Raw genomic sequence first — 5,475 nt, 5'->3', positions numbered from 1 at the left:
TGTGTCTGTTGTTTGAGAACTCAATAGTGTGCCAAGTTTGTTGATACCGATTTGTTTTTATGAATTGGTTGATTTTGCCGGGCCTTGTCCGCTCTTGTGGGTGGGGTCTGGTTTTCAGCTGGTTTCAAATTTTGTGCAGCCTGGTCGCCGTTATTTCCGGTGGTTGTGGTTGTGTCTGTTTTTGTTTTACTTCAACGGAGAGTTTGATCCTGGCTCAGGATGAACGCTGGCGGCGTGCTTAACACATGCAAGTCGAACGATGATCTCCAGCTTGCTGGGGGGATTAGTGGCGAACGGGTGAGTAACACGTGAGTAACCTGCCCTTGACTCTGGGATAAGCCTGGGAAACTGGGTCTAATACCGGATACGACCGCTCCACGCATGTGGTGGTGGTGGAAAGCTTTTGCGGTTTTGGATGGACTCGCGGCCTATCAGCTTGTTGGTGGGGTAATGGCCTACCAAGGCGACGACGGGTAGCCGGCCTGAGAGGGTGACCGGCCACACTGGGACTGAGACACGGCCCAGACTCCTACGGGAGGCAGCAGTGGGGAATATTGCACAATGGGCGGAAGCCTGATGCAGCGACGCCGCGTGAGGGATGACGGCCTTCGGGTTGTAAACCTCTTTCAGTAGGGAAGAAGCGTAAGTGACGGTACCTGCAGAAGAAGCGCCGGCTAACTACGTGCCAGCAGCCGCGGTAATACGTAGGGCGCAAGCGTTATCCGGAATTATTGGGCGTAAAGAGCTCGTAGGCGGTTTGTCGCGTCTGCTGTGAAAGACCGGGGCTCAACTCCGGTTCTGCAGTGGGTACGGGCAGACTAGAGTGATGTAGGGGAGACTGGAATTCCTGGTGTAGCGGTGAAATGCGCAGATATCAGGAGGAACACCGATGGCGAAGGCAGGTCTCTGGGCATTAACTGACGCTGAGGAGCGAAAGCATGGGGAGCGAACAGGATTAGATACCCTGGTAGTCCATGCCGTAAACGTTGGGCACTAGGTGTGGGGGACATTCCACGTTTTCCGCGCCGTAGCTAACGCATTAAGTGCCCCGCCTGGGGAGTACGGCCGCAAGGCTAAAACTCAAAGGAATTGACGGGGGCCCGCACAAGCGGCGGAGCATGCGGATTAATTCGATGCAACGCGAAGAACCTTACCAAGGCTTGACATGAACCGGTAACGCCTGGAAACAGGTGCCCCGCTTGCGGTCGGTTTACAGGTGGTGCATGGTTGTCGTCAGCTCGTGTCGTGAGATGTTGGGTTAAGTCCCGCAACGAGCGCAACCCTCGTTCCATGTTGCCAGCACGTAGTGGTGGGGACTCATGGGAGACTGCCGGGGTCAACTCGGAGGAAGGTGGGGACGACGTCAAATCATCATGCCCCTTATGTCTTGGGCTTCACGCATGCTACAATGGCCGGTACAAAGGGTTGCGATACTGTGAGGTGGAGCTAATCCCAAAAAGCCGGTCTCAGTTCGGATTGGGGTCTGCAACTCGACCCCATGAAGTCGGAGTCGCTAGTAATCGCAGATCAGCAACGCTGCGGTGAATACGTTCCCGGGCCTTGTACACACCGCCCGTCAAGTCACGAAAGTTGGTAACACCCGAAGCCGGTGGCCTAACCCTTGTGGGGGGAGCCGTCGAAGGTGGGACCGGCGATTGGGACTAAGTCGTAACAAGGTAGCCGTACCGGAAGGTGCGGCTGGATCACCTCCTTTCTAAGGAGCACCATTATCGCCCTTCTTCCTTCCGCATGGTTGGTGGGGGGGTGTGTGGAAGCAAAGCCCATTGCGCAGGCGTCTGTTCTGCGGTGGGTGCTCATGGGTGGAATATCAGCAGATAGCGGCCGGGTGGTTTCTTTCCCGCGTTCAGTACGGATGTCCTGTCATTTTTGTGGTGGGGTGTTGTGGAACGGTGCGGGTGGGGGGTTGTCCGGTTTTCGTGTTTGGCACACTGTTGGGTCCTGAGGCAACAGGGCCGTCGGGGGGTGCGTGGCCTGTGTGGGTTGCGTGGTTCCGGGCGGGTTTGTGTGTTTCTGGTTTCCTGGCTGCATTTCTTCGTGTGTTCCCGGTTGTCCTTTCCTTTTGTTGGGGGGGGTGGCGGGGGTGCGGGGGGTGTGTGGTACGGGGTTGTTGTTTGAGAACTACATAGTGGACGCGAGCATCTAGCACGCGCATGGTCATTGCCTCTTGTGGGGTGGTGGGGTGTGTGTGTCTTACAGCAATTTCTTTTTATGAACCCGGCCCTTTCGGGGGTTTGGTTCTCTCGAGAAGTTTTTTGATCTTGTGTGGTCAAGTTTTTAAGGGCACACGGTGGATGCCTTGGCATTAGGAGCCGAAGAAGGACGTAGGAATCTGCGATAAGCCTGGGGGAGTTGATAACCGAACGGTGATCCCAGGATGTCCGAATGGGGAAACCCCGCCAGACGCGTTTTGCGTGATCTGGTGACCCGCATCTGAACACATAGGGTGCGTGGGGGGAACGCGGGGAAGTGAAACATCTCAGTACCCGCAGGAAGAGAAAACAAGAGTGATTCCGTTAGTAGTGGCGAGCGAACGCGGATGAGGCTAAACCGTTCCATGTGTGATAGCCGGCGGGCGTTGCATGGGCGGGGTTGTGGGACTTTCCGTACTGGTTCTGCCGGACCGGTGGGGTGAGAGCATGGACATAGGTGAACGGTCTTGAAAGGCCGGCCGGAGAGGGTGTTAGCCCCGTAACCGTAATGTTGTGTGCCGCCTGGAGAGGATCCCAAGTAGCACGGGGCCCGAGAAATCCCGTGTGAATCTGTCAGGACCACCTGATAAGCCTAAATACTTCCTAATGACCGATAGCGGACCAGTACCGTGAGGGAAAGGTGAAAAGTACCCCGGGAGGGGAGTGAAACAGTACCTGAAACCGTGTGCTTACAATCCGTCGGAGCCAGTCTGATTCTGGTGACGGCGTGCCTTTTGAAGAATGAGCCTGCGAGTTAGTGTTACGTCGCGAGGTTAACCCGTGTGGGGTAGCCGTAGCGAAAGCGAGTCTGAACAGGGCGAGTGTAGTGGCGTGATCTAGACCCGAAGCGGAGTGATCTACCCATGGCCAGGTTGAAGCGACGGTAAGACGTCGTGGAGGACCGAACCCACTTCAGTTGAAAATGGAGGGGATGAGCTGTGGGTAGGGGTGAAAGGCCAATCAAACTCCGTGATAGCTGGTTCTCCCCGAAATGCATTTAGGTGCAGCGTTGCGTGTTTCTTGCCGGAGGTAGAGCTACTGGATGGCCGATGGGCCCTACAAGGTTACTGACGTCAGCCAAACTCCGAATGCCGGTAAGTGAGAGCGCAGCAGTGAGACTGTGGGGGATAAGCTTCATAGTCGAGAGGGAAACAGCCCAGACCACCAACTAAGGCCCCTAAGCGTGTGCTAAGTGGGAAAGGATGTGGAGTTGCGAAGACAACCAGGAGGTTGGCTTAGAAGCAGCCATCCTTGAAAGAGTGCGTAATAGCTCACTGGTCAAGTGATTCCGCGCCGACAATGTAGCGGGGCTCAAGTACACCGCCGAAGTTGTGGATTTCAGATAGTAGACAAGCCTTCGTGGTTCAGTCGTCTGGAGTGGTAGGGGAGCGTCGTGTGGGCGGTGAAGTCGCGGTGTAAACCAGCGGTGGAGCCTACACGAGTGAGAATGCAGGCATGAGTAGCGAAAGACGGGTGAGAAACCCGTCCGCCGAATGATCAAGGGTTCCAGGGTCAAGCTAATCTGCCCTGGGTAAGTCGGGACCTAAGGCGAGGCCGACAGGCGTAGTCGATGGACAACGGGTTGATATTCCCGTACCGGCGAAGGACCGCCCATGCCAAGCGGGGGATACTAACCGCCCGGAGCCTGCCCAATCACCCTTGTGGTGTGCGGGTTTTGGCCGAGCGCGGGACCTGATCCCGGGAGGTAAGCGTATTAACAGGTGTGACGCAGGAAGGTAGCCGGGCCGGGCGATGGTTGCCCCGGTCTAAGGATGTAGGGTCAGCGATAGGCAAATCCGTCGCTGTGTCTTTGATGACGTTCCTGAGATCTGATAGGACCCCCGTTCCGGGGGGATCCGGTGATCCTATGCTGCCTAGAAAAGCATCGGCGCGAGGTTCAAGCCGCCCGTACCCCAAACCGACACAGGTGATCAGGTAGAGAATACCAAGGCGATCGAGAGAATTATGGTTAAGGAACTCGGCAAAATGCCCCCGTAACTTCGGGAGAAGGGGCCCCAACCTTGAACACCACTTGCTGGTGGGAGGGGATCGGGGCCGCAGAGACCAGGGGGAAGCGACTGTTTACTAAAAACACAGGTCCGTGCGAAGTCGCAAGACGATGTATACGGACTGACTCCTGCCCGGTGCTGGAAGGTTAAGAGGACCGGTTAGCCGCAAGGCGAAGCTGAGAATTTAAGCCCCAGTAAACGGCGGTGGTAACTATAACCATCCTAAGGTAGCGAAATTCCTTGTCGGGTAAGTTCCGACCTGCACGAATGGAGTAACGACTTCCCCGCTGTCTCAACCATAAACTCGGCGAAATTGCAGTACGAGTAAAGATGCTCGTTACGCGCAGCAGGACGGAAAGACCCCGAGACCTTTACTATAGTTTGGTATTGGTGTTCGGAGTGGCTTGTGTAGGATAGGTGGGAGACGTTGAAGCCCTCACGCCAGTGGGGGTGGAGTCATCGTTGAAATACCACTCTGGTCACTTTGGACATCTAACTTCGGCCCGTGATCCGGGTCAGGGACAGTGCCTGATGGGTAGTTTAACTGGGGCGGTTGCCTCCTAAAAAGTAACGGAGGCGCCCAAAGGTTCCCTCAGCCTGGTTGGCAATCAGGTGTCGAGTGTAAGTGCACAAGGGAGCTTGACTGTGAGAGAGACATCTCAAGCAGGGACGAAAGTCGGGACTAGTGATCCGGCGGTACATTGTGGAATGGCCGTCGCTCAACGGATAAAAGGTACCTCGGGGATAACAGGCTGATCTTGCCCAAGAGTCCATATCGACGGCATGGTTTGGCACCTCGATGTCGGCTCGTCGCATCCTGGGGCTGGAGTAGGTCCCAAGGGTTGGGCTGTTCGCCCATTAAAGCGGTACGCGAGCTGGGTTTAGAACGTCGTGAGACAGTTCGGTCCCTATCCGCTGCGCGCGCAGGAAATTTGAGAAGGGCTGTCCTTAGTACGAGAGGACCGGGACGGACGAACCTCTGGTGTGTCAGTTGTACTGCCAAGTGCACCGCTGATTAGCTACGTTCGGATGGGATAACCGCTGAAAGCATCTAAGCGGGAAGCTCGCTTCAAGATGAGATTTCCATACACCTCGTGTGTGAGAGGCCCCCAGCCAGACCACTGGGTTGATAGGCCGGATGTGGAAGACAGGACTAAAGACTGTTGAAGCTGACCGGTACTAATAGGCCGACAACTTACACCACACAAACACGATCACTGCTTGCGTCCACTATGTGGTTCCCGAACAACAACCCG

At 55.9% G+C, this 5,475-nt stretch carries 2 rRNA genes; both read left to right on the top strand.

What is annotated here, in order from left to right:
- Positions 1-191 precede the first annotated feature (191 nt).
- Positions 192-1,714 (top strand): 16S ribosomal RNA (locus AHiyo1_RS23695).
- A 571-nt stretch (positions 1,715-2,285) separates the two neighbouring features.
- A 23S ribosomal RNA gene (locus tag AHiyo1_RS23690) occupies positions 2,286-5,423 on the top strand.
- Together the 16S and 23S rRNA genes form the textbook arrangement of a ribosomal RNA operon.
- The last annotated feature ends 52 nt before the right edge of the window (positions 5,424-5,475 follow it).

Origin of the sequence: Arthrobacter sp. Hiyo1 (genome assembly GCF_001263615.2) — a bacterium.
Taxonomy (GTDB): Bacteria; Actinomycetota; Actinomycetes; order Actinomycetales; family Micrococcaceae; genus Arthrobacter.
The sequence above is the reverse complement of the archived record's forward strand: the minus strand, read 5'-3'. Positions and strand labels throughout refer to the sequence as shown.